A 21822-nucleotide genomic window follows, 5' to 3' on the forward strand; every position below is an offset into this window, starting at 1 on the left:
ACCGCGCGGTGGCCTTTTTACTAGGCGCCCTCCCTTACGCGCGTGGTTTAGCCCAGAATCTTGCCGGGGTTAAGCAGCCCTTTAGGGTCCAACGCCAGCTTCATGCGCTTCATCAGGGCGATCTCTTCGGGTGTGCGCGAGATATGCAGGTAATCGCGTTTTTCCATACCCACACCGTGTTCAGCAGAGATCGAGCCGTTATAGGCGGCAAGCGACCCATACACCACGTCTTCTACCTGATGGCGGCTGTGCGGGCTGGCGTCGCGCACGGTGATCATGATATGCAGGTTGCCATCGCCCAGGTGGCCAAACACCACTAGCGCGCCGGTTTCCGGCCACTGCTCCTTCAACTTGCTCTCAAGCGCGGTCACGTACTCATCCATATGGACGATCGGCAAGCTGACATCGTACGAGAACATCGGGTTGAGTTCGTGTACCAGGGTTTCGATGTCCTCGCGGACTTCCCAGATGCCCTGGCGCTGGGTATTGGAGTTGGCAAGCACCGCATCGGTGATCAGCTCGGCTTCCAGCGCCTGTTCCAGCACGCGGGCGAATGCCTCGGCTTCCTGCTTTTCATCTGAACCCAGCGTTTCGATGATGGCGTAAAACGGTGAGTCGGTAGCCAGCAGCGCGGTGTGCTTGGTGGTTTCAGACGTCATCAGGGTGTAGTGGTTGTTCCACAACGCTTCAAAGGCGCTCAGGCTGTTGGCGAGCTCTTTTGAAACCAGTTTGAGCAGCGTGGTCAGCGCATTAAAGGACGGCACAGCGACCAGCGCGGTCTGCTCACTGGGCATATTGGGATGCAGGCGCAGTACGGCGCGGGTGACGATCCCCAGGGTGCCTTCGCTGCCAATAAACATCTGCTTCAGATCGTAACCGGCGTTGTTCTTCAGCATGGTGTTCATCGAGCTGACCACGGTGCCGTCGCTCAGGACGACCTCTAGCCCCAGCACCTGCTGGCGCATCATGCCGTAGCGGATAACCCGAATGCCGCCGGCGTTAGTGGCGATGTTACCGCCGATGGTGCAGGAACCGCGGGCACCCAAATCGAGCGCGAACTGCATGTCGATCTCTTGGGCAGCTTCCTGAACGCGCTGAAGTGTGACACCCGCCTGTACCTGCATGGTCGAGCCGACCGCATCGATGTTTTCGATCTGGTTCATCAGCTCAAGGGACACCACTAGCTCATTGGGGCTGGCAACGGCGCCGTGTACTACACCGGTTAGCCCGCCATGCGTCACCACGGCCTGCTTGGCGGCATGGCACTTGGCCATCACCTGACTAAGCTGCTCGGTGGATTGCGGCCGAATGATCGCTTTGGCTTCGCAGGGCGCTTTGGTGAACCAGTCGACGCTGCGCTGCGCGACATCGTCACCCAGCAGCACACCCGTTTTGCCTACGATGTTTTCAAGCTCTTTAATCAGCGTGTCCATTGTCTGTTCCTGTCTTGGCCGGTCGGTGCGATGAGAAGATTCGTTATTTTACGCAAGCGATGGGAATGCATCATCGGGAAGATCGTTTTAACGTTCCGGATTTGCCTGGGCGATGAGGCTATCCTCAACCGGGCATTTGCTCAAGTCTTGGCCCTGAAACGCTTTTTTTATTGCCAGCGCGAATAGCCAGTAGGCTCTAAGACGAATGGCAGGGTTACAATCAATTATTTGTTCGCTAAAACCAATATGGTATAGATGACGCGCCTATTAAGGACACCCCCTTTTCACACTATAAAAAAATCGATCACTTCAAGGAGATCACGTGGACACCTCTGCACTTTCCAGCACGCCCCGCACCCTGTTTAAACGCGCAACCCTGGCCTTAGCCTGCGCTAGCCTTCTGGGGCTTTCGCTTGCAAGCCACGCCGACGTGCCAGAGACCAACCTGCGTTTGGCCCACGTGGTGAATAGCGATGATACCTACCATATTGCCGCCACGCGCTTTCAGGAGCTGCTGAGCGAAAAAAGCGACGGTGCGATTAGCGTCGAGATTTTCCCTAATGCCTCGCTTGGCGATGAGCGCACCTTGCTTGAAGGCATGCAGATCGGCACGGTAGATATGGGCGTGATTACCAACGGCCCGGTGGCGAACTTTGTCGATGAGTTTTCGGTGTTCGAGCTGCCGTTCCTGTTCCCCACGCAAGAAGCTGCCTATGAAGTGCTGGATGGCGAGATAGGTCAGGAGATTCTCGGTAAGCTCGAAGGCGTTAACCTGAAAGGGCTGGCTTTTGCTGAGCGCGGCTTTCGGAACATCACCAATAGCCGCAACGCGATCAACACTCCAGATGACCTCGATGGGCTGCGCCTGCGCGTGATCGAAAACGAAGTGTATGTGGATACCTTCCGCACGCTGGGCGCCAACGCCGTGCCCATGGCCTGGACCGAAGCGCTGACCGCCTTACAGCAGGGCACCATTGATGGCCAGGAAAACCCGATCAACGCCATCTACGCCTTTAACCTGGCCGAAACTCAGAACTACCTGACCATGACGCGCCACATCTACGCGCCGGCGCTTTTCGTGATGAGCCTGCCCAAGTGGAACGCCATGCCCGAAGAGGTCCAGACGCTAGTGCTTGACGCCGCGCGCGAGGCTTCAACCTACGCCCGCGAGCAGAATGCCGAGATGGAAGCCGAGCAGCTGGCGGCGCTGGAAGCCGCAGGCATGGAAATCAACGACTCGCCGGATATCGAAGCGTTTCAGACGGCCGTTGCCCCAGTGTATGAAAAATACGGTCAGCAGTTCGGTGACTACCTTTCCCGTATCCAGGAGGCTTTGCAGTAAGTGGCCACTTTGTCTCAAACGTTGTTAACACCGCTGCGGCTGATCGAGCGCGGGCTGGATGGCATCATCCAGCCTGTCGTGTTTATCGGCATGGCGGCTCTGATCGGGGTGATCACGCTGCAGATCGTCTCGCGGGTGCTGTTTACCGCGGTCGGCTGGACCGAAGAGGTCGCCCGTTTTCTGCTCATCTGGATTACCTTTCTGGCCGGTACGCTGGCTTTTCAGCGCGGGCATCATATTGCCGTTACCTTTGCCGTCGACGCGCTTCCCGCTCGTTTACGTCAGGTAGCGCGGATCCTGGCCGTGATGGCGGTTATCGCCTTTATGATCACGCTGGTGGTGATCGGTTATCGCTATATGCAGGTGCAGAGCTTCCAGAAATCCGCCTCGCTGCGCGTGCCGATGTCGTACGTGTATGCCGTGATGCCTATCAGTGCGGCCATCATGGCCTGGTATGCTCTAATCGATCTGCTTGAGCTGGTACTTGAAGGCAAACCCTCGCAGCCCATGGGAGAACAGACACCATGACCATGCTGCTATTTGGCCTGTTCTTCCTGTTTATGCTGATGGGCGTGCCGATTGCCTTTGCGATTGGCGCAAGCACCCTGTATGCCCTGTACCAGTCGGGCGTGCCGCTGATGGTGGTGACCCAGCAGATGTTCCAGGGCATCAACTCGTTCGCGCTGGTGGCGATTCCCATGTTCATTCTTGCCGGTGACTTAATGGCTCAGGGCAAGGTGAGCGAGCGGTTGGTGAGTTTTGCCGATTCGCTGGTGGGCTTTATGCGCGGCGGGCTTTCGATTGTATCGGTCATGGCGGGCATGTTCTTTGCCGCTATTTCGGGCTCGGGGGCGGCCACCACAGCGGCGGTCGGTTCAAGCCTGGTGCCGGAGCTCAAGCGTAAAGGTTATGACCCCGCCTCGGCGGCCAGCCTGATCGCCGCTAGCGGCACCATCGGCGTGGTTATCCCGCCATCAGTACCCATGATTATCTACGCAGTCATCGCCCAGCAGTCGGTGTCCAAGCTGTTTTTAAGCGGTTTTTTACCCGGCTTGGCCATGGGCTTGGGGCTGATGGCCATTGCTATCACGCAGGCCTATAAACGCCAGTATCCCAAGGGTACGCCGCTTTCCATCACCACTATCTTGCGCACCTTCAAGGCGGCAAGCTGGGGCTTGATGACGCCGGTGATTATTCTGGGGGGTATCTTCACAGGAATCTTCACGCCGTCTGAAGCGGCGGTGGTGGCCGTGAACTATGCACTGTTGGTGTCACTGTTCATCTATCGCGATTTAACCCTGCCCCAGGTATATCGCCTGCTGATCCGTTCAGCCATGACCACCGCGGTGATCATGCTGGTAATCGCCATGTCGGCAGTGCTGAGCTGGACACTGTCTAGCTGGCAGGTGCCCGGCGCTATCGCCCAATCGGTGCTCTCGCTCTCAACCAACCCACTGATCATCATGCTGCTGGTGGTCGCCGTCATTTTGCTGACCGGCGTGTTTATCGAAACGGCAAGCGCGCTGATCATCCTAACGCCGGTGCTGCTACCGCTGGTGCTGCAGTTGGGGATCGACCCGATTCACTTCGGTCTGATTATAGTGGTAGGGCTCTCGATAGGTATGATTACCCCACCGGTGGCGATCAACCTGTACGTTGCTTCTTCCGTCACGCAGCTGCCGCTTGAGCGCATTACGCGGGCCATTGTGCCGTATATGCTGGGCTTGATCGGGGTGCTGCTGTTAGTCGTCTACGTGCCTATCTTTATGGGCTGGTCGGGTCATTAACCGCGCCTAAGCGTTCAAAAAAGGGGCCAGCTACCGGCTCCTTTTTTGCTTAAGCCGATGCTAGTTAGTGCCTTTCGGTCTGACACGACTTCCTAAACTGGCCGGGCGTGATGTCAAACAGCTGATAAAAGCAGCTACGAAAATGAGACATGCTTACAAACCCTGCCGCCACCGCTATTTCAGCAACGGGTTTATTAGTTTGCTGAAGTAGCTGGCGGGCGCGGGTTAGACGTAGCTCCATATAGTAGCGAGACGGGCTAGCGTTCACGTAGTTACAAAATAAGCGCTCTAGCTGACGTCTAGAAATATTGACCCAGTTCGCTATTTCAGAGATGGAGAGAGGTTCCTCGATATTATTTTTCATTAGCTGCAAGGACGTCTTGAGCTTTTCTGGCAGGGTTTGATTCTGATCAACCGAAATAGTGGATATGTCAGGCGAGTCCAACCCTTTATCACAGCTAAGCATCTCTTCAACGGCGCTGGCTACCTCATTGCTGCAATCCGCTCTTACGACTTCTAGCATCATACTTAAAGAGCTACTAGCGCCTGCACAGCTCAGCCGATTACGGTCCACAATGAAGCTGCGGGTCGATATTGATACTTCCCAGAATTCTTCTAGCATCATTGCCCGCCCGTCGGGGTGGTAGGCACACTGGTAGCCATTTAATAGGCCTGCTTCTGCAAGAAAGTAAGCTCCATTCCACAACCCCCCCAGCACCACTCCGTGGCTGTCAGCACTTTTTAGCTTATTACGTAAAAGCGCTGTCGTTTTGGGCCTTACCCGAAGCCCACCGCACACTATCAAGACATCCAACGGCATATGATAAATATCCAGCGCCGCTAGAGAAATATCGTTTTTAACTTCGATACCTACGTCAGAAACAGTCACTCCCTCCTCACTGCCCACCACTAACACCTCGTAAACCGTTTTCGACTTCATCAAGTTAGTGGTGATCAGCGCATCAACTGCGCCTGTAAACGCCATCAGAGAAAAATTTTCAAGCAATAAAAAAGCTATCCTCTTCACTTTTTTTTCACTAGCATGAGAAGTTTCTGATGCGAGATAAGCCATATTCTTATTCTTCAATAAGCTTGAAACGTTATCTTTCATATTGAATCTCTCGCAATAGCGACACCATAACTAACTATATTAAAAATAAAGGCTAACATTTTTTAATTAAAAGCATTTTATAATTTATATCAATATAGTTTAGTCTACGCTGGCATTAGGCATTCAAAATATCTAGCCGTAGAATAATGGCACACTTCAGAAACTTCAGTTTTTTCAAGTAAACATCAGCTTACATAGCCGAGCAACCTCGGTAAATAAAGCGCTAATGGCGGCCAGTAAGTGGTGATTAGCATTACAGGCAGAGCGGTAAATAACATCAAGCTCAGTGCGGGGCGGATCGCTTGAGAGACACCAACCTCGGTGACTTGGCACGACATGAAAAGAATCGGTGCCATGGGCGGACTGTTACAACCAATCACCACACTGGTTCCAATGATCGCTGCAAAGTGGATCGGATCAATCCCGAGCTGTGCTACCACCGGCACTAACAAAGGGCTGGCAATCGCAATCACGCTCACATCGTCCATGATCATGCCGATCATGATCAGGAACACATTTACCATCAGTAAAATGACAATCTTGTTCTCAAATGTGTCCAGCAGGAAAGTGGTCAGTTGCTGGGGTACACCTTCCAGGGTGAGGATACGACTGACAATAAACGAGAAGAAAAGAATGATGATTATGATCCCAGATGTCGTGGCAGCAGCCACCATACACTGCAGGACTTTTTTGAGATTGAGCCCCTTGTAAACGAACATGCCTACGGGAATGGCATAGACTACGGCAACAGCTGCCGCTTCGGTGGGAGTGAAGATGCCACCATAAATACCACCGAGTATGATTATTGGCAGCATCAAGGCCGGAATGGCCTTCCAACCGGTATCACCAATTGCCTTGGCTCGTTCGTTAAACGGCATTTTTTCACTGACGATCCCTGGTGTCAGCCGTATTCTAATCGCGTTATAAACGCATAGAAAAAATATCAATAATATGGCGGGGCCGATAGTGGCAAGAAAGCTTGCAGCAACCGATTGACGGGTCACAATAGCGTAAAGAATCATGGTGATACTAGGTGGTATCAATAGCCCTAATAGCGATGAGATGCCCAGCAGCCCGGCAATGTACGGTTTTTCATAACCATGTTTTTGCATGGGGCCAACCATAATGGAACCTATGGAGGCCACTGCGGCGGAGGCAGTGCCGGAAATCGCCCCAAAAATACCGCAAGCCACAACCATAGACGATCCCATTCCAGAGCGGGAGCGTCCAGTCAGCGCTTCGACAAATGCTACCAGCCTGGCGGCCAATCCGCCCGACTGCATAAGATAGCCGGTCATGATGAATAAAGGCAGGGCAATAAGAATAATCGAGTTAATCGAAGAAAAGCCTGTTGTGGCAAGAAAAGCTACGTCGACATCATATAAGAAAGCTAATGTTGCAACCATTGCGGCGAATGAAAACACCACTGGCACACCCACTAACATTAATAGAACTACCACGGCAATGGCTATTAAAGCACCCATAATCTACTCCTTCAAATAGCACTACCGCTTAGCCGGTGTACTACTCTTCTTGTGGCAACTTAAAGTCCGGATCTCATTAACGAGATCCCTGACCAGATATAGAGTCATGAAAACAGCGGCGATCAGTAGACTAGCCTGCGAAACATAAATAGGTATCGAGAACACAGGTGTTGTCTGATTGCGCTTAAGGGCCCACTGGAATAGCTCATTGCTCCATGAAATAAAAAGCCCCGCCATCAGGATAGAAATTACGGTGGCGGCAATACGAAAGATCACGACAACTTTCTCGTTTTTAACAATGACCGGAATAAAGTCTGCCTGTAGATGAGCGCCTTCCTTAGATGCCAGCATAGCGCCCAGCATGTAAAACCAGATAACGGCTATTAGAATCAACTCTTCCATGCCGAAAAAAGCGATCCCTAAGTACGAACGTGCAATAATGCCTACTACAAAAGCTAATGCGACAAACACCCCTATAATCGACACAATAGGTGTAATAACTCTGTCGAGCAGCCAATCAATGCACTTGAAGATGATCATAGTATTTCTCAGCTCCGTAATGATCTGGATATAAAACAAGGGCAGAGTCAGCGCTGACCCTGCCCTTATAATCAATTTTCCAGTTGAGTGTGACTGAGAATTTCCTGAATCAGCTCAGAACCAAATTCATCCTCGGCCTGCTGCCATACTTCTTCGCGCACGTGTTTTGCCAACTCGGTCAGTTGCTGGTCGGATAGTTCGATGTACTCCATGCCCCCTTCTTGTGCCGTGGCAATCCAGTACTCATCTTCGGCCTGGGCATCAGCAAACTGTTGGTCAACGACCTCATAGGCTGCAGTCGCTACAATTTGCTGATCCTCTTCGTCTAACGACTCCCAGGTATCCTGATTCATCATCAGCGCAGCTTGGCCGAAAAAGTGTTTGGTGTGCACAAAGTAATCGAGGATTTCGCCAAAAAATTCGTAATCCCAATAAATGATGTTGCCAGCGTCGCCATCCACTACGCCTGTTTGAATGGCGGTATATACCTCATTCCAGTCAAGCGGCACCGAATGGTAGCCCATCGCTTGTACAGTTTGCGGTACAGGAAAGGCGGGGATGGCGCGCACTTTCAATGCTTTCGACTGGGCTTCATCGAGACTTAACGCATAATCGCCACGAGTCGCGACGCCTGTGAACCCCCATGGATAAGACCCAAACATCTTAAGGCCCATATCGGTGAAGATCGGTTCAACGACCTCGTTCATCCATCCACCACGTTCCCACGCTGCCTGTGCTTCCTCCCAATCCAAAAATAAATAAGGTAGCGACATTACGCCAACGCGGTTGTCGTAGGTAGTCGGGGCAGTGGCGATTACCATGTCGACACCGCCCATTAGCATATGGTCGAAAACCTCGCTGACGTTGCCAAGCGCGCCTTGGTGAAATACTTGGGCCGTCATGCGTCCATTGGAGCGCTCTTCGATCAAATCAGCCCACCTCTGCATGCCTCGCCCTGCCGGAGAATCAGCAGTATCCTCTGCATTTACCATCCGAAAGCGGTAGGTATCATCGCTCGCTATAGCTACGCTGGGAGTTATCAAAGCAGAAGCAATGAGGATATTCATAATAGTGCTGTGTTTGAGCTTTAATGAAGCTTTCATTTATTAGCAGCCTTTTTGTAGTGGAAATATTGTAATCTGGCGTCTTTCGTTATCTTTTTATTACAGCTATGCGTTTAAATTACTTTGGTGAGATAAGTAGTGGAAACGACATTTTTGACTAACAAACCACAACCCTGTGTTATGGATGAAAAGATTTACTTGGCTTTGCAGGGCTGTCTTTCCAGGTGCCTAACTGGAAAGACAGATGCGTAACAGGCGCCTTGAGTAGCTATCCCTTGCTTTATTTAGGTGAGCTTGATCCAGGTTGTCTTGAGTTCGCAGTACTGATCATGGGCATAAATAGATTTATCACGCCCGCCAAAACCAGATTGTTTGAATCCGCCAAACGGCGTGGTGATATCGCCTTCCCCGAAACAATTTACCGTTACAGTGCCAACACGAATTGCCGCTGACATACGATGCACGGTATTCAGGTCGTTACTCCAAAGTGATGCTGCTAAGCCGTAGCAGGTGTCGTTGGCGAGAGCGATAGCTTCTTCTTCAGTATCAAATGCCATTACCGCCAGCACCGGGCCGAAAATCTCTTCACGCACAATGGTTGATTCAGGGGTGGCATCATCGAAAATCGTCGGTGGCACGAAGTAGCCGCCGCTCTCTTCGCGAACCCGCTCACCGCCGGTGAGCAGTGTAAGTCCTTCTTGTTTGGCTGTTGCGATATACGAAAGCACTTTCTCCATGTGAGCTTCCTCGACTAAGGCGCCGAGATTGACCTCAGGATCCAGAGGGTCACCCAGTTTCCAATCACTTTCCAACTGGGCCAGCACTTCCTTGAGCAAGGCGTCCTTGATGGAACGGTGCACAATCAGTCGCGAACCCGCTGAGCAGTTCTCACCCATATTCCAAAAAGCGGCGGCGAGAACGTTACTGGCTACCGTCTTAAGATCGCGAATATCGGGCATTACTACCTGAGGGTTTTTACCACCACACTCCAACAAGACTTCTTTGAGGTTGCTGGCTGCCGAGTATTCAAGGAACATGCGCCCCACCTCGGTGGAACCCGTAAAGCCCACTAAGTCGATATCAGGGTGCATGCCGATTGCCTGGCCAGCCGTTGACCCCATGCCGGGTAGGACATTGAGCACCCCTGCAGGTACGCCTGCTTCAAAGGCCAGCTCAGCCATGCGAGTGGTACTCAGTGACGTCAACTTGGCAGGCTTGAGAATCACGCTGTTTCCCGTGGCAAGCGCTGGCCCCAGCTTCCAGCCGACCATCATGGCCGGAAAGTTCCACGGCAACACCGCGCCCACTACACCGATCGGTTCGCGAGTGACGATGGAAAGCACGCCGCTCTCGGTGGGCGTCACGGCATCGTTAAGCTTGTCGATGGCTTCGGCATGCCAGCGAATGGTATTGGCGGTATCAGGGATATCAACATTAAAACACTCACTGATTGGCTTACCGGCCTCAATGGATTCGAGAACCGCCAACTCCAAGCAGTTTTCTTCAATAAGGTCGGCGAAGCGCTGCATGATCACTTTTCGCTCGGCGGGCGCCATTTTCGACCAGACACCCTCTTCAAAGGCTCGGCGGGCAGCCTTGACGGCAATGTCTACGTCGTCAGCTTCACACGCAGCCAGCTGGGTAATAACCTTCCCGGTGGCAGGATTAAGGGTGTCGAAGGTCTTGCCTGATTTTGCTGGCACGAACTGCCCATCAATGAAGGCCAGATTGCGGTATTCAAGCTGTTCAAGCTGCTGTGTGATATCCGATTGAGTGAGGGTGTTGGACATTATTTTACTCCCGTATTGGTCTCTCGAGTGCGCATGTCTTTTTGCGCCGTATAGTTATTTATCGATTACTTAGCGCTCAATTCCGGCTCGCCACTCCTTCCAGGCAAGGGTTCTACGCACCCCGATCCCCAGCATAGGCTCGGGTGGGTTGGCTGCCGGCTTGGGCTGTTTCAACATGATATTAAGCAACTCGCTATCGACGCCGACTGCGTATTCGGCGATCAGCTTGCCGGAGATGGTGCCGCCAGTCAGCCCCAAGGCGTTTTGACACAAGGCGCTGAACACGCCGGGGGCGAGCTCACCAAACGGTCTGCCATTGTTGCGGGTCAAGCATAAAGCCCCCCCCCATGTGTATTCGAAACTCGCGTCCGGCAGCATAGGAAAGCGCCGTTTAAAGGCGCGCAGATGGGCGAACCGCGCCTTTGCCAACTGGCGAGCATTGGTACTGACGTTAGGGTTATAAGTGAAGGAGTTTCGAATGCAGATACGTCCATCTCCCATGCGTCGGACCGTTGTACCCATCGGGTCTGCCGGTATCAACGCCCAGCTATCGTCGCCACCCAGCCTGTCGCACTCTGCATCACTCAACTGACGCGTCAAACTACTGTAGGTGTAAATCGGCAGCAGACGACCTTTGAGCCCCAGTTGTTCGAACTGAGCGGCATAGGCATTGTTGGCCAGCACCAGTCTGGGTGCCTCAATACAGCCCTGATCGGTCACTAGCACATGAGGCTTGCCTACTTCTATATGGCGTACCGGGCTGTCCTCAAATAAATGCACATTTTCGGGCAGGTTCTGGCTCAGGCCTCGTACTAACGCCGCTGGCTGAACCAGCACGCAGCCGGGAGTATGTACGCCAGCTTTATAGAAGCGCGTACCGGTAATCGCCGCCATGTTATCAGCGCTTAATTCGCGGTAAGGCTCGCCCAGCGCAGAAAGCCCCTTGGCAAACGTTTCCAGCACACGGATGCCTTGATCTCTCGCCGCGCCATGCAGTTTTCCCTGCTCGCGCCAATCGCAGTCAATAGCGTGGTGCCGCACGATCTCGCGCATGTAGTCGATTGCGCCCCGGTTAAGGCGCATCTGCTCAAGATCATGGGTCCGGTCGCCAGTATAGTCGTGAGAGTTTATGTCATGCGGCAAATCGATCATGAATCCCGAATTGCGCCCAGCAGTACTGAAGCCGACACGCCGAGCATCAATCAGAGCGATGCTGTCGTTTGGCTTCAATTCGGCCAGGCGCCGAGCCGCCGCCAATCCGGCCAGTCCAGCCCCCAACACCACCCAGTCGGCACGTACATTGCCGAGAAGCGGCGTACTTGGGGGAGGTGGAGGTAAGGTTTCATACCAGCCACAGCGTCCATCATCCTGAGGAAGAAACTTGCATTGCAGCTTCATGAGAAGTGCTCCACAGCAAGGTGTCAGCGGCGGCAGGCAACTAACGCATCATAGGTCTGCTTGAGAACAGCTTTCTCTTGCTCGTTCAATGACAGCAGCGGACGTCGCGCCGGGCCGACGGGCAGGTCAGCCAGCTCACAGCCATATTTGATGTATTGACAAAACTTGCCACCCTGCTCCAATAGATTGAGCATCGGTAGCAGCCTCGTGGCCAGTTCCCGCCCAGCGATGAAGTCCTTGTCTATGACGCACGCCTTATATAGAGCGACGTGCTCAGGGGCCAGAAAGTTGGAAGCACCCGCCACCCAGCTTCGGGCGCCCCACACGAAGAACTCCAGCACCTGGTCATCCATGCCGCAGCTTAGCTGCAGCTGATCGGCGTGTTCGGTGGCTAAAGCATGCATACGCTCGATAGAACCCGTACTTTCTTTAATCGCCTGTATGTTCGGGCGATCGCGAAGAGCCTCTATCAGCTCCATGGTCATCGGCACACCGGTACGGTCAGGAAAGTTATAGAGCATAATCGGCATGTCGAAGGCGTCATCGATAGCCTGGATATGGGCCAGTAATTCATCCTGAGCCGGTTGGCAGTAGTAGGGGGCAGCCACAAGAAGGGCATCGAAGCCGATACTCTTTGCATATTGTCCCAGTTCCAGACTGTCTGCTGTAGCCGTAGCATTGATGCCTGCCATTAACGGGATCCGCCCCTTCGCACACTCAGCGACTCGGTTAAGGAGAGTTTTCCGCTCATCCATATTTTGGGCGTAGTATTCACCGGTAGTACCACCGATGATCAAACCATGCACACCCTGCGTAATGAGGGTATCGATCAACTTGTCCAGAACGTCGAGCTTTAGAGACCCATCTTCGTTGAAGGGCGTGACAACAGGAGTCCAGATACCGTCGAAATTCATATTGTTACCTTTTGGAAGAGATGATTTAAGAGCGGCGCCCCGTTAAGTATTTACGAACGTTTATGCGGCCGCGGTTATTCATATATTTTCAGTTGAGAAGAAAGGTCAGGATAAGTAGCGATGCCATGACAACGGAAGAAACCTTTTCTAGTGTCAAATCATGAGCAGATGTTATGAGGAGGCCGAGACATTACATAAATGCCAACGCCTTAGGAGATAGCGTCAAAAGTGCATTAGCCACTCGGATGGCTAGAAAGTCATAGCTCCACACGAGCTGGCGGTGGGGTATCAAGGCGCTGAGCCGGCTGAAGATTGAACGCCCTCCACTCTCTGACTTACCTAAAAGCATAAGGGTTTGGTGACAGCCACTGCTTTGGGGTAGTCTTCCCACAATGTCGCGATACTGATCTATTTGACTGTGGTCTGAGCAACCAACAGGCTGAGCAGAACTGCCTTTTTATCCGAGCGTTTGAGGATTTTCCGTAATGAGCCGACACACTGCTCCTGATCAAACACTGTTGAAGATGCCTTCGCTGCGGGCAGTAAGGTCGTTTGTGGCAGCGGCGCGTTATCAGAACTTCACTCGCGCTGCAGAGGCGTTATGCGTGACCCAGGCGGCCATCAGCCGCCAGGTGCGCGAACTGGAGAACTTCCTGCAAACGCCTCTGTTCAAGCGTGTGGGAAGTGCTGTTGAACTAACGGCAGCAGGCTCTATCTTTTTCGATGCTGCTCAGCTCTCGTTTATTAATATCGCTCAGGCCGCTGATCGCATCCGAGATGATTTTGGTAACGTTGCTCGGCGATCGCTAACGCTATGTTGCTCTCCTGCCTTCTCGGCGCTATGGATGTCTCACCGCCTGCCCAGCTTCTTTAGTACCAATCCGAACATCGATCTCAACTTGGTGACAACGCAGAATTTCCTTGCCATGGAACCAGGTGTTTCTCCAGATATCTTTATCACCAAGCTGTCGCGTGTTATGGAAGGCTACATCAGCATTCCGTTGTTTTGTGATGTAATCTACCCAGTGTGTTCGCCGAGCTACTTGGAGAAACATCCAGAGGTCGGCACTCTAGATGGATTAAGACGTGATGCTGTACTACTCAACCTTAGCCCCTATGGACGTGCTCAGGTCGCCGAGCATGTTGACTGGGGGGTATGGATGGCTATTCATCAGCTAGATATCGCTAGGAATTCTAAGGATAGCTCCCACTTCTTCAATGCAAATGACTACAACATGTTGATTCAGATGACATTAAACCATCAGGGTGTCGCATTGGGCTGGGATCATCTAGTAAGACCGTTAATCGCTGAGGGAAGGCTGATTAGGCCCGTTGACGAACAGGTAGTGTTGGAGGAAACGCGTCACTATCTTTGTTATCGCGAAAATCGGGCCGATGACGAAGAGATACAGCGCTTTCGTGATTGGTTTACCGCCGAGTGCGATATGAGCGTAACACTCTGAAAAACGCATACATGTGACCCGCAATAGGTCTTCACAATCGCAGTCAGCTTCGCTCTATGTCTCTATTTTATTCCATTACTGTCCGTGGCTTTCTTTAACTGACAGCATATGGAAGTGCGCAAACTGCAGAAGAACTTCACAATTTTTTGAATTATACCTTTTGAGACACCTTGGCATAGTCATGCCTTCGACCTCTCCAATAGCTGCTTACGGTATTATTGAGAGTATGTCTTCTGCCTGCATCACGTCACCACACTGACTTGGACTATAGCCCGGCAGGCGCCCGACCGCTTCCTGGAAGGCTTCACCCTGCAGTATTTCCAGGAAAGCGCGAAACCGAGGTTCTTTCAGGGAGCGGTGGTGGCAGGCCAGCAGGTAATCTTCGATAGCCAGTGGTATAAAATCCAAGCCAAACTTCTGCGCGGCGGCTTCTACGCCAAAGCCGGTATCCGCCATGCCCGCCGCCACATACGCCGCAACGGCCGAGTGGGTGTACTCCTCGATTTCATAACCACGAATGTTGGTACTTGAAACCGCCGCTTCAGAAAGCAGGCAGTCCAGCAGCGAACGCGTGCCTGACGATGCCTGGCGGTTTACGAAACGTACGGCCTTATTAATAAGCGACTCTACGCCGGTGATGCCTAGCGGGTTGCCCGGCGCGACCATTAGCCCCTGGGTTCTGGCGATAAAGCCAATCACCCGGTGCTCGCGGGGCTTTAAAAGACCTTGGTACGTATCGCGAACGCGCTCGCCCACAGCACCACGCGGCAAGTGAAAGCCCGCCACATCGCAACTGCCTCGATTGAGCGCTGCCAGCGACTCCTGCGGGCTGCAGTACTGTAAATCTAGCGGTATTTCTTGCAGATGCTTAGGGAGTAGTTCAACGGCAAAGCCGTGACTGGCATGTAGACGCAAAACCGATAGCGCCCCCTGCTGCTGTTGCTGAATGGCGAGATTGAGTTCAGACCCCAGGCTTTCCAACTGTGGCCCTAAACGGGCGATGGCGCGCTGCTCGGCCCACAGCAGCTTTTCGCCCAGTAGCGAAAGCTGCGCCCCCCGCCCACGCTGCAACTCGACCAGCGGCACGCCAAAAAAATCGCCGCCCTGGCGCAATAAGTTCCAGGCGTGCCGGTATGAGATACCCACGTCTGCGGCGGCATGCGTTAACTTACCCCGCCTATATACCGCACTCAGCAGGCGAAGTAGCTGTAAATCCAACTGATTCCCCGCCTCATCGCGAAAGCACCAGGTGGGAATGACGGTAATTTTTTTCATTGGCATAAATTTTCATATTTTGTCTCTGTTAGCTTGATGCTAGCGTTACATAGACCGTGGTGCACGCCTTTTTCATATCTACTCTAAATAAGCATAAGCGTGCATATATGCAAACAATAATCAGCACCAGGAGAGACATGATGAACAAGTCTCAAGAATGGTCGTTGCAGTCGATCCAGACTGAGATCAACGCTCTTCATCACAAACCAGGCGCGTTGCTGCCAATTCTGCATGCTCTCCAGGACCGCTTCGGCTTTATTCCTTCAGAGGCCATACCCCTTATTGCCGAATCACTGCAACAGACCCGTGCCGAAGTGCATGGCGTTATCAGTTTTTATCACCATTTTCGTACCACGCCACCGGGACGCCACGTGGTACAGATCTGCCGTGCCGAGGCCTGCCAGTCGGTAGGCGCGCGCCAGCTGGAAGCTCACGCCAAGGCGCGCCTGGGGGTTGATTACCATCAAACGACGCCCGACCGCGAAATTACCCTTGAAGCCGTTTATTGCCTTGGCAACTGCGCCTGCGGCCCGTCGATCCGTGTGGACGACAGCGTTCGCGGACGGGTTACGCCCGAAGCCTTCGATGCGCTGCTCGATGAGCTGCAAACCCGGCCGCTGGAGGTGATGGCATGAGCATTCGCGTTTTTGTCCCCCGCGATACCACTGCACTAGCGCTGGGCGCCGATGCTATCGCCAACCGGCTGGCGCGTGAAGCCGCGGCCCGTGGCGAGCCCATTACGCTGGTGCGCAACGGCTCCCGCGGGCTTGCCTGGCTGGAACCGCTGGTCGAGGTGGAAACCCCAACCGGCCGGTTCGCCTACGGCCCGGTTACCTCTGCCGATATACCCGCTCTGCTCGAAAGCGGCATGCTGGAAGGCAGCGTTAATCATTCCCTGGCGCTGGGGCCAACCGAAGACATCGACTATCTCGCCCGCCAGCAGCGTCTTACCTTTGCGCGTATCGGCATCACCGACCCGCTATCGATTGATGACTATCGCGCCCACAGCGGCTTTGTTGGTCTTGAGGCTGCGCTGGCCCTTGAGCCGCAGGGTATCGTCGAGGAAGTGAAGGCCTCCGGGCTTCGCGGTCGCGGCGGCGCGGCGTTCCCTACCGGCATCAAGTGGCAGACGGTGCTCGACACGCCCGCCGATCAAAAGTACATCGTGTGTAACGCCGATGAAGGCGACTCCGGCACCTTCGCCGACCGGCTGGTGATGGAGTGCGACCCCTACATGCTGATCGAGGGCATGACCATTGCCGGGCTCGCGGTGAAGGCAACTCAGGGCTACATCTATCTGCGCTCGGAATACCCGCTGGCCAAGGAGATTCTTGACGAGGCCATTGCCCGCGCCGAGCAGGCCGGCTTTCTGGGTGAGAACCTTTGCGGCAGCGGCCGCGCCTTTCATCTGGAAGTGCGCCTGGGTGCGGGGGCGTATATTTGCGGTGAAGAAACATCGCTGCTTGAAAGCCTGGAAGGCAAGCGCGGCCTGGTGCGCTTCAAGCCACCGCTGCCCGCCATTGAAGGTCTGTTTGGCCGACCGACCGTGGTCAACAACGTGCTCTCGCTGGCCGCCGTGCCGTTTATCCTCGCTGAAGGCGCTGAGGCTTACGCCTCGCACGGCATGGGTCGCTCGCGGGGCACGCTGGCACTTCAGCTGGCGGGCAACGTTCAGCGCGGAGGGCTGATAGAACTGGCCTTCGGCACCACGCTGCGCACTCTAATGGAGGAGTTTGGCGGCGGCACGCTAAGCGGCAAACCGCTGCGTGCCGTGCAGGTAGGCGGCCCGCTGGGTGCCTATTTGCCTGAAGCGCAGTGGGACCTGCCGCTGGACTACGAAGCCTTCGCGGCAGAAAGTGCGGTGCTGGGCCACGGTGGCGTAGTGATGTTTGACGAGAGCGTGGACATGGCCGAACAGGCGCGCTTCTCGATGGAATTCTGCAAGGTAGAGTCCTGCGGCAAATGCACGCCGTGTCGTATCGGCTCGACCCGTGGCGTGGAGGTCATCGACCGTATCCGCGCCAATCATAACCGCGAGGACAACCTCGCCCTGCTCCATGACCTCTGCGAAACGATGGTGGATGGCTCGCTCTGCGCCATGGGTGGCATGACCCCCTTCCCGGTACAAAGCGCGCTCAAATACTTCCCTGACGATTTCCAGCGGGCCGCGAACGGAGACAGATCATGATCGGACACTTTGACCCTAAACAGTACGCCAGAAGCGCCGCCCACGATAAAGACCTGGGCACGCCTTTCCCAACCGGTACGGCGCTGGTGAACCTGGAAATTGATGGCATCACCATCACGGTACCGGAAGGCACTTCGGTACTGCGCGCAGCGGCACTGGCCGATATCAATATTCCCAAACTGTGCGCCACCGACAGCCTGGAGCCGTTCGGCTCTTGCCGGTTATGCGCCGTAGAGGTAGAGGGCCGCCGTGGGCTGCCAGCCTCCTGCACCACCCCTGTGGTGGAAGGCATGAAGGTCACCACCCAGAACGAGCGTCTCGCTAAACTGCGCCGCAACGTGATGGAGCTGTACATCTCCGACCACCCGCTGGACTGCCTGACGTGCCCGGCCAACGGCGACTGCGAGCTGCAGGACATGGCGGGCAGTGTGGGCCTTCGCGAAGTGCGCTACGGGTTCGAGGGCGAGAACCACCTTGATGCTGTCAAGGATGAATCCAACCCCTACTTCAGCTTCGATCCGAGCAAGTGCATCGTCTGTTCGCGCTGCGTACGCGCCTGCGAGGAAGTCCAGGGTACCTTTGCGCTGACTATCGACGGACGCGGGTTTGATTCCAAGGTGGCGGCGGGGCAGGACGAAGCGTTCATGGACTCGGACTGCGTCTCCTGTGGTGCCTGCGTTCAGGCCTGCCCAACCGCCACGCTGATGGAAAACAGCGTGATCGATCACGGCGTGCCGGATAGAAGCGTCGTCACCACCTGCGCCTACTGCGGTGTGGGCTGTTCGTTCGAGGCTCAGATGAAGGGCGATAAGCTGGTCCGCATGGTGCCGTACAAGGGTGGCGACGCCAACCACGGCCACTCGTGCGTGAAGGGGCGCTTTGCGTTCGGCTACGCCACTCACCCGGACCGCCTGACTACTCCGATGATTCGCGAGAGCATCGACCAGCCATGGCGCGAGGCCAGCTGGGAAGAAGCCATCGGCTTTGCCGCCAGCCGTCTGAAGGCGATTCAGGCCGAGCATGGCCGCGAAAGCATCGGCGGCATCACCTCGTCACGCTGCACCAACGAAGAGACCTATCTGGTTCAGAAGTTGATTCGCGCGGCGTTTGGCAACAACAACACCGACACCTGTGCGCGAGTCTGCCACTCGCCCACCGGCTACGGCCTGAAAACCACGCTGGGCGAATCAGCGGGCACCCAGACCTTTGACTCGGTGATGAAGGCCGATGCGATCATCGTGATCGGCGCCAACCCCACCGACGCCCACCCGGTGTTTGGTTCAATGATGCGCAAGCGCCTGCGCCAGGGTGCCAAGCTGATCGTCGCCGACCCGCGCCGTATCGACCTGCTCAAGACCCCGCACCTGAACGAAGCCCAGCACCTGCCGCTGCGCCCCGGTACTAACGTCGCGCTGATCAATGCGCTTGGGCATGTGGTGATCACCGAAGGCCTGGAAGACCAGGCGTTCGTCGCCAAACGCTGCGACACCCAGGCGTATCAGAGCTGGCGCACGTTTATCGCCGACCCGCGCCACTCCCCGGAGGCCAGCGAGGCGATCACCGGCGTGGCCGCAGCAGCCGTACGCCAAGCGGCACGCACCTATGCCACGGCAGGTAACGGCGCTATCTACTACGGCCTGGGTGTTACCGAGCACAGCCAAGGCTCCACCATGGTGATGGGGATCGCCAACCTGGCCATGGCCACCGGCAATATCGGCCGCGAGGGCGTGGGCGTCAACCCGCTGCGCGGACAGAACAACGTACAAGGTTCGTGTGACATGGGCTCTTTCCCCCATGAGCTTCCGGGCTATCAGCACGTCGCCGACCCAATCGCGCGTGGCCGTTTCGAAGCCGCCTGGGGCGTGCAGCTTGACGACGAGCCAGGGCTGCGCATTCCTAATATGTTCGATGCCGCCATTGAAGGCACCTTTAAGGCGCTTTACGTGCAGGGCGAGGACATCGCCCAGTCCGACCCCAACACCCAGCACGTCGAGGCGGCGCTGCGCTCGCTGGACTGCCTGATCGTTCAGGATATCTTCTTGAACGAGACTGCCAAGTTCGCCCATGTGCTGCTGCCAGGTTCGAGCTTTTTGGAGAAGAACGGCACCTTTACCAATGCCGAGCGACGTATCAACCGGGTGCGCAAGGTCATGCCACCGGTAGCTGGCAAGCAGGATTGGGAAATCACTCAGGATCTGGCCAATGCGCTGGGCTACCCGATGAACTATGTCCATCCATCCGAAATCATGGATGAAATCGCTAGCCTAACACCGAGCTTCACAGGTGTGAGCTACGCCAAGCTTGAAGAGTACGGCAGCCTGCAGTGGCCGTGCAACGACGAGCACCCGCAAGGCATGCCGACCATGCATGAAATCAACTTCCCCATCGGCCTGGGACGCTTTGCAATTACCGAATACGTGGCCACCGAAGAGCGTACCAATCGGCGTTTCCCGCTGCTTTTGACCACCGGGCGGATACTCAGCCAGTACAATGTTGGCGCCCAGACCCGGCGCACCGATAACCAGCACTGGCACAACGAGGACGTGCTGGAACTGCACCCAAGTGACGCCGAAGTGCGCGGCGTGCGCGACGGCGACTGGCTGGGGATTACCAGCCGCTCGGGCCAGACGGTGCTGCGCGCCAGGCTGAGCGAACGCATGCAGCCGGGGGTGGTCTACACTACCTTCCACCACCCGGGCAGCGGCGCCAACGTTATCACTACCGATAACTCCGATTGGGCCACCAACTGCCCCGAATACAAGGTTACCGCCGTGCAGGTAGAAAGAGTCAGCCAACCTTCCGCCTGGCAGCAGCGGTTTAACGCCTTTGATCAGGCCCAGCGCGGCTATCTGGAGAAGGCACAACAGGAGGCGCCATGAGCGCAGACCGCGAAGGCGGCACGCCACCTCAACCGGATACCGCCCTGGCGCGTCTGCCGGTTGAGGTGCGCAAGAGCGCAACCGGCTGGTTCGCCGATATGCAGGAGGACACCCTGGCCCAGGAAGTGCCGGTGGCGCTGGTCTACAACGGCATCTCTCATGCGGTGATGATGGCAAGCCCTTCGGAGCTTGAAGATTTGGCCCTGGGGTTCAGCCTAACGGAGGGCATTCTGGCTCATCCCCACGAATGCTACGACCTGGAGCTTCGTGAGGAAGCCCAGGGTCTGGCCGTTCACCTGACCATTGCCACCCAGCGGCTGGCCGAACTCAAGCAGCGTCGCCGTAGCCTGACCGGGCGCACCGGCTGCGGGCTATGCGGCACAGAAGCCCTTGAACAGGCCATTCGGCCGATCCCCGCGGTAACAGCGCCGCAACTTGATGACGCGGCTATTCAACACGCCCTGGGAGAACTTGCCGCCTACCAGCCGTTAAAGGCGGCGACAGGCGCCGTACACGGTGCCGCTTGGTGCGATTTACACGGGCGCATTCAGCGGCTGCGCGAAGATGTAGGCCGCCATAATGCCCTGGATAAGCTGATTGGCTCGCTTGCCCGCGATGCAGCGCCGCTTGCAGAGGGCTTTGTGCTGGTTTCCAGCCGTGCCAGCTACGAAATGGTGCATAAATGTGCCAGTGCCGGGATCGGCGCGCTGGTGGCCGTTTCCGCCGCGACGGCCCTGGCGGTAGAGCAGGCACGCACGGCGGGCTTGCTGCTGGCGGGCTTTGCTCGCCCCGGCCGTCATTTAATCTACCACCGCCCTGTGGCGGCCGCTGCTATGGCTCAATGCTGAGGAGACACGCGATGTCGACGCACACCGATGCGAACCTGGTTCACATGATTAATCAGATCGCCGCCAACCTGGGCGGCGGGCGCGACGAAGAAGCCGCCGCGACCGCTACGTGCCGCCACCTGGAAACTTTCTGGGCGCGGCCCATGAAGCATCGCCTCGTTGCCAATCTCGAACTTGAGGGCGTCGAATTTTCCCCCCTGGCGCGGCGTGCTGCCACGCTGCTGGCGACCCGGCTTTTAGAACGGCAAAGTATCACGCGTTAGAAAGTGATCGTGTTAGAGCGTAATAAGGCTTGCCGCGCGGCAA

The 21822-nt window shown here is 55.5% G+C and carries 18 protein-coding genes; 9 read left to right on the forward strand and 9 right to left on the reverse strand.

Going from position 1 to position 21822, the window contains the following annotated elements; genetic code table 11:
• Nucleotides 1-47 precede the first annotated feature (47 nt).
• A complete protein-coding gene (locus tag ACT3XD_RS11495; RefSeq protein WP_192539770.1) occupies nt 48-1433 on the reverse strand; it encodes an FAD-binding oxidoreductase in 1386 nt (461 codons plus the stop codon).
• Nucleotides 1434-1755: 322 nt separating this feature from the next.
• On the opposite strand from ACT3XD_RS11495, the gene ACT3XD_RS11500 reads away from it, so the two are divergent.
• Genes ACT3XD_RS11500 through ACT3XD_RS11510 form a run of 3 tightly spaced genes read left to right on the forward strand, consistent with a single transcriptional unit; the run spans nt 1756 to nt 4562 of the window.
• Nucleotides 1756-2775: a TRAP transporter substrate-binding protein gene (locus tag ACT3XD_RS11500; protein ID WP_192539769.1), complete on the forward strand. Its 1020-nt coding sequence runs from the start codon at nt 1756-1758 to the stop codon at nt 2773-2775.
• Nucleotides 2776-3303 (forward strand): TRAP transporter small permease, encoded by a 528-nt coding sequence (locus ACT3XD_RS11505; protein ID WP_192539768.1) that lies wholly within the window; start codon nt 2776-2778, stop codon nt 3301-3303. It begins immediately after the preceding gene.
• A complete protein-coding gene (locus tag ACT3XD_RS11510; protein WP_192539767.1) occupies nt 3300-4562 on the forward strand; it encodes a TRAP transporter large permease in 1263 nt (420 codons plus the stop codon). Before ACT3XD_RS11505 ends, ACT3XD_RS11510 begins: the two co-directional genes overlap by 4 nt.
• A 64-nt stretch (nt 4563-4626) precedes the next feature.
• On the opposite strand, the gene ACT3XD_RS11515 is transcribed toward ACT3XD_RS11510, so the two are convergent.
• From ACT3XD_RS11515 to ACT3XD_RS11545, 7 genes are all read right to left on the reverse strand, one after another.
• Nucleotides 4627-5673, reverse strand: a complete 1047-nt coding sequence (locus ACT3XD_RS11515) for a GlxA family transcriptional regulator (protein ID WP_192539766.1) — start codon at nt 5671-5673, stop codon at nt 4627-4629.
• A gap of 185 nt (nt 5674-5858) precedes the next feature.
• On the reverse strand, nt 5859-7157 hold the full coding sequence (locus tag ACT3XD_RS11520) for a TRAP transporter large permease (RefSeq protein WP_192539765.1): 1299 nt from the start codon (nt 7155-7157) through the stop codon (nt 5859-5861).
• Nucleotides 7158-7178: 21 nt separating this feature from the next.
• Nucleotides 7179-7697, reverse strand: a complete 519-nt coding sequence (locus ACT3XD_RS11525; protein ID WP_192539764.1) for a TRAP transporter small permease — start codon at nt 7695-7697, stop codon at nt 7179-7181.
• Nucleotides 7698-7768: 71 nt separating this feature from the next.
• Complete coding sequence (gene dctP / locus ACT3XD_RS11530) at nt 7769-8800, reverse strand: TRAP transporter substrate-binding protein DctP (RefSeq protein WP_192539763.1); 1032 nt, start codon at nt 8798-8800, stop codon at nt 7769-7771.
• A gap of 245 nt (nt 8801-9045) precedes the next feature.
• Complete coding sequence (locus ACT3XD_RS11535; RefSeq protein ID WP_441676194.1) at nt 9046-10551, reverse strand: aldehyde dehydrogenase; 1506 nt, start codon at nt 10549-10551, stop codon at nt 9046-9048.
• A gap of 69 nt (nt 10552-10620) precedes the next feature.
• Nucleotides 10621-11949, reverse strand: a complete 1329-nt coding sequence (locus ACT3XD_RS11540; protein WP_192539887.1) for an NAD(P)/FAD-dependent oxidoreductase — start codon at nt 11947-11949, stop codon at nt 10621-10623.
• A gap of 23 nt (nt 11950-11972) precedes the next feature.
• A complete protein-coding gene (locus ACT3XD_RS11545; RefSeq protein WP_192539886.1) occupies nt 11973-12863 on the reverse strand; it encodes a dihydrodipicolinate synthase family protein in 891 nt (296 codons plus the stop codon).
• Between the two features lie 485 nt (nt 12864-13348).
• On the opposite strand from ACT3XD_RS11545, the gene ACT3XD_RS11550 reads away from it, so the two are divergent.
• Nucleotides 13349-14326, forward strand: a complete 978-nt coding sequence (locus ACT3XD_RS11550) for a LysR substrate-binding domain-containing protein (RefSeq protein WP_192539885.1) — start codon at nt 13349-13351, stop codon at nt 14324-14326.
• Between the two features lie 207 nt (nt 14327-14533).
• Here ACT3XD_RS11550 and ACT3XD_RS11555 read toward each other — a convergent pair whose 3' ends face one another.
• Nucleotides 14534-15601 carry a substrate-binding domain-containing protein gene (locus ACT3XD_RS11555; protein ID WP_192538661.1) on the reverse strand — a complete coding sequence of 356 codons (1068 nt, stop codon included), beginning with the start codon at nt 15599-15601 and terminating at the stop codon, nt 14534-14536.
• Between the two features lie 140 nt (nt 15602-15741).
• Here ACT3XD_RS11555 and ACT3XD_RS11560 point away from each other — a divergent pair, with 140 nt between their 5' ends.
• The 5 genes from ACT3XD_RS11560 to ACT3XD_RS11580 are packed head-to-tail and all read left to right on the forward strand — an operon-like array spanning nt 15742 to nt 21779.
• Complete coding sequence (locus ACT3XD_RS11560; RefSeq protein ID WP_018916916.1) at nt 15742-16236, forward strand: formate dehydrogenase subunit gamma; 495 nt, start codon at nt 15742-15744, stop codon at nt 16234-16236.
• Nucleotides 16233-17789, forward strand: coding sequence for a formate dehydrogenase beta subunit (locus ACT3XD_RS11565; RefSeq protein ID WP_192538633.1), 1557 nt, complete (start codon nt 16233-16235; stop codon nt 17787-17789). The genes ACT3XD_RS11560 and ACT3XD_RS11565 overlap by 4 nt, the downstream gene beginning before the upstream one ends.
• Complete coding sequence (gene fdhF / locus ACT3XD_RS11570) at nt 17786-20668, forward strand: formate dehydrogenase subunit alpha (RefSeq protein WP_192538634.1); 2883 nt, start codon at nt 17786-17788, stop codon at nt 20666-20668. Before ACT3XD_RS11565 ends, fdhF begins: the two co-directional genes overlap by 4 nt.
• Nucleotides 20665-21516, forward strand: coding sequence for a formate dehydrogenase accessory sulfurtransferase FdhD (gene fdhD / locus ACT3XD_RS11575; protein WP_192538635.1), 852 nt, complete (start codon nt 20665-20667; stop codon nt 21514-21516). Before fdhF ends, fdhD begins: the two co-directional genes overlap by 4 nt.
• An 11-nt stretch (nt 21517-21527) precedes the next feature.
• Nucleotides 21528-21779, forward strand: coding sequence for a formate dehydrogenase subunit delta (locus ACT3XD_RS11580; RefSeq protein WP_192538636.1), 252 nt, complete (start codon nt 21528-21530; stop codon nt 21777-21779).
• Nucleotides 21780-21822 lie beyond the last annotated feature (43 nt).

The organism is Halomonas sp. AOP7-B1-5 (assembly GCF_052353045.1).
Classification (GTDB): domain Bacteria; phylum Pseudomonadota; class Gammaproteobacteria; order Pseudomonadales; family Halomonadaceae; genus Vreelandella; species Vreelandella colorata.